This window comes from Streptomyces calidiresistens, from assembly GCF_014141525.1.
Classification (GTDB): Bacteria; Actinomycetota; Actinomycetes; order Streptomycetales; family Streptomycetaceae; genus Streptomyces; species Streptomyces calidiresistens.
The window spans coordinates 1-3810 of sequence record NZ_VKHS01000548.1 but is presented as its reverse complement, the minus strand read 5'-3'; the positions used below and the strand labels follow the sequence as shown (position 1 = coordinate 3810).

At 73.7% G+C, this 3810-nt stretch carries 3 protein-coding genes and 1 pseudogene; 1 reads left to right on the top strand and 3 read right to left on the bottom strand.

Annotation, left to right across the window (positions count from 1 at the left end; translation table 11 throughout):
* A pseudogene (locus FOE67_RS19325) lies at positions 1-403 on the top strand (pectate lyase); the annotation flags it as partial.
* A 97-nt stretch (positions 404-500) separates the two neighbouring features.
* Here the strand turns inward: FOE67_RS19325 and FOE67_RS19320 are convergent.
* From FOE67_RS19320 to FOE67_RS30480, 3 genes are all read right to left on the bottom strand, one after another.
* Positions 501-1670, bottom strand: coding sequence for a polysaccharide deacetylase family protein (locus FOE67_RS19320; RefSeq protein WP_182666016.1), 1170 nt, complete (start codon positions 1668-1670; stop codon positions 501-503).
* Between the two features lie 130 nt (positions 1671-1800).
* Positions 1801-2259: an RrF2 family transcriptional regulator gene (locus FOE67_RS19315; protein WP_182666014.1), complete on the bottom strand. Its 459-nt coding sequence runs from the start codon at positions 2257-2259 to the stop codon at positions 1801-1803.
* 53 nt (positions 2260-2312) lie between these two features.
* A complete protein-coding gene (locus tag FOE67_RS30480) occupies positions 2313-3548 on the bottom strand; it encodes an acyl-CoA dehydrogenase family protein (protein WP_182666013.1) in 1236 nt (411 codons plus the stop codon).
* Between the last annotated feature and the right edge of the window lie 262 nt (positions 3549-3810).

The following is a 3810-nucleotide window of genomic DNA, read 5'->3' as shown; positions in this document are numbered from 1 at the left end:
CACCAACCCGCCGCCCACCAACCCCCCGAGCGGGACCAACCTCAGTCTCGCCTCCAACGCCGACGCCGACGGCTCGAGCAAGGCCTCCGGGACGAGTTACGGCAACGTGCGGGACAACAGCATGAGCACCCACTGGTCCCCCTCCGGTTCGACCGGAGCCGTCTCCATCAAGTGGGGCTCGGCCACCGCCGTGTCCCGCATCAACATCCGTGAGGCGGCCGGCTCGGAGGGCAACATCAGGTCCTGGCGGGTGATCAACCACGACACCGGAGCCGTCCTGACCTCGGGCAACGGTGCGGGGGTCATCAGCTTCCCCCGGACCTCGCTGCGCAAGATCACCTTCGAGATCACCGCGTCGAACGGCACCCCGCGGATCGCCGAGTACGAGACCTACGCCGACTGACGGCGTCCCGCTCCGGCTCTCCGCCCCGTCCCACCGTCGCCCGGCGTTCCCCGAACGCCGGGCGACGGCCTTTCCGGGACCGTGGTCCGCGGGGCGGTCAGTAGGGGCGTGCCCGGTCACGGTGTCCCTCGGCGAGGCGGTCGGCGTACTCCTCGGGGAAGGCGATGGTCCCGGGGTCGCCGTCCGAGGTGTAGCGGTCGATGGTGCCGTCCCCCAGGCGGTCCAGCCAGCGGGAGGATCCGTGTTCGGCGTCCTCGGCGTCGGGGCCGGCCGAGCGGATCCGGGGGATGGCCCCGGCGTCGAAGGAGTCGGCGAAGGGGGACGGCGCCGGGTTGGCGCCCACCAGGTAGACACCGTCGTGCCGATAGGTGTGGCCGTCGCTCTCCCCCTCCACGGCGAGCGCGGCGTTCGACGGCATCACCCCGAAGGGCAGGGCGAGCGAGGTGACCTCGGTGCCCGGGACCAGTTCGGCGATCGCCGCGGCGTTGCCCGCGAGTTCCCGCTGCACCTCCCCGTCCGACAGCTGTCCGAGGTTGGGATGACCGAGGGTGTGGTTGCCGATCTCGAAGCCGTGCTCCGTGAGCCATCCGAGGGCTTCCGGGGCGCCGGTCGCGGAGAAGGGGTTGTCGTTGACGAAGAAGGTGGCCGTGGGCCGGAACCCGGGGTGGCGTTCCGCGACCTCCAGCAGGATGCCGACGGCGCTGTCCGGGGTCGGCTCCCCGTCCCCGTCGAGGGCGAACTGGCTGTTGGTGGAGTCGTCGAAGGTGAGGACGACCGGATGGGTGCCGGCCGGGATGTCGATCTCGCCCCGGCTGTACTCCCCGGCGGTCACCGGAACGTAGTTCTCCTCGGCGAGCCGGTCGAGTTCCGCACGGAAGTCCTCGGGGGTGCGGTCGTACACGCCGGCCGGTTCCTCCACCAGTTGGTGGTACATGAGGACGGGGACCGTGCCCAGCTCGTTGGCCTCCACGGCGGCCGGGTCGACCGCCCCGGTCCCCGATCCGGTCTCGGCATCGGCCCCGGACCCGGGGACGGTTCCGGCGTCGGGGGACGTCTCGGCCCCCGGCGCCCCCTCCGGGGTCGGCGGGTCCCCGCCGGCCGCTCCGTCGGCTCCGCCCCCGCCGGTGGAGCAGGCGGCGGCCAGGACGACCGCCGCGAGCGCGGCGGGGGTTCCGGCACGACGCCGAGCCGGACGATGGGCGGGACGGCGGGCGCGGGCGACCACGGCTCCGAGGGACGTGCCGGGGTGATCGGAACGGGCACTCATGAAGGGCTTCCCGCCCTCCTCTCACGGCTCTCGCGCGGCGGACTGCGTTTCCCGGCGGCCACGCTACCGTCCGGTACCGCGATTCCCGGGACCGTCCCCCCGGCGCGTCCCCGGCAGGGTCCGGGCGGGATCAGGGGTTGTCCCAGGCGGCGGGATCGTCGGCGAGATCGGCCACGCCGCTCGGCAGTGCGTCCGAGGCGATGTCCTCCAGCGAGACGCCCTCGAGGATCTCGCGGACGTTGGCCCGCAGGGCGATCCACAGCGGGAGCAGGGTTCGGGCGGGCCCGTCGTAGGAGAGTTCCGGGGGGCGCACGCCGCGCACCGAGACCAGGGGCCCGTCCACGGTGCGGATGATGTCGGCGACGGTGATCGCGCCGGCGGCCCGGGCCAGGCGGTACCCGCCGTTGCCGCCGCGTTGGCTGGTGACCAGGCCGCCCCGGCGCATGTCGTTGAGGATGCCCTCCAGGAACTTGTGCGGGATGTCCTGGGCCTCGGCAATGGCCTCGGCCTTGATCGGCGCGTCCTGGCGGGCCGCCGCGAGGTGCAGCGCGGCCCGCACCGCGTAGTCCACCCGGGCGGAGATTCGCATGGGGGAAGTATCCCGCACGGTGCTCTCCCGCACCGGGGCGGGCACGGCGGGCCTCAGCCGGGGGCGAGGGGCGCACCCCGGGAGGGGTAGAGGAAATGACTGCCGATGTCCCGGAATCGGCGGGCGGTGGAGCCCCGTCCGAGCAGCACCCGGGCGTTGCGCCAGTGGCGGTCGAGTCCCGGTGGGTCGGCGAGTTCCGTGACCCGGGCCGTGATGCGCGGCACCGCCTCGGCGACGACCGCCTCGGTGGTCGCCACGAGTACGGCGACCTCCGCGCGGTCCGCCGCGGTCAGCCGTTGTCCGCGACGGAGGGCGGCACCCATCGCGGTGCCGGCCCGATCGGCGACCGTCGAGGCGGCGTACAGGGAGGTCGCGAGTTCGCCCCAGGTGTGCAGGAGGTCGGCCTCGGCGGTGGGTTCACCGACGGGATCGTCGTCGAGGGGGTCCGGGAGGTGGATCCGGTGCCCGGCCAGGATCGCGTCCCGGGCCTCGGCGAGGGCCGCCTCGGCGGTGCCCAGGGCCACCTGGACCAACATCAGCGCCGTGGCGAGCGGGGCGAGGGCGGTGAACGGCGCCCGGCGGTACCCGTCCCCCTCCACCACGCCCAGCAGGGCCTCCGGGCCGAGCGGGACGTCCTGGAAATCGACCAGGCCGGCGCCTCCGGCCCGCTGCCCGGTTCGTTCGTGGTCCGGGATCGGTTCGGTCTCCACTCCCTCGGCGTCGGGATCGACCAGCACGACCCGGATGTCGCCGGTCGCCGAGCAGACCGCCCCGAGAACCAGTCGGTCCGCCACCGGGACGCCGGTGGCGAGGCGACGGCGACCGTTGAGGACGTACCCTCCCCGGACCGGCGTGATGGTGAGGGAGCCGTGGCGCAGGCGGGCCGCCTCGGTGACGGGGCCGGCTCCGAGGTCACCGGCCAGCAGCCATGTCCGGTGCCCGGTACGGCCGCCGGACGAAAAGTTGCGTTCCGGGGATCCGAGGAAGTGCCCCGTGCGGGACAACACGTGGTGCCTGGCGAGCAGTTCGGCGACCGAACTGTCGGCCGCGGCGATCGTGCGCACCACCGCGCAGGCGTCCTCCCAGGATGTGGCCCGCTCGGCTCCCGGAGGGACGGTGAGCGCCGCGAGGAGGCCGGATTCGCGCAGTCGGCTCGTCTCGTCGAAGGGCGGGGCGCCGGCCCGATCCCTCTCGACGGCGTCCACCGCGAGGTCGTCGGCGAGGTCACGGACCACCCGCCCCTCCGCTCCGAGCCCCGGGGGCGGAGGGTGGAGCACATCGGTCGTCACGAGAGGTCCTCGCCACTGCGGGGGCCCCACCGAACGGGGCGGGGGTCCCCGGGAGGGACGGGCCCGATCACCGCCGCGTGCTGTGTTCCGTCCACGACACCCACTTTCCCGATCTTCCCTATGAGATTGGTGGGAATAGTGCCCCGGGAGACCCGACCGGAACAAGGGGCGATCGACAGGTGGACACCGGAGTGGACGGGTGACCGTTTTCCGGCGTCACCACCGGTCCACATGTCGGCATGTGGACGGCCCACCCCACCCC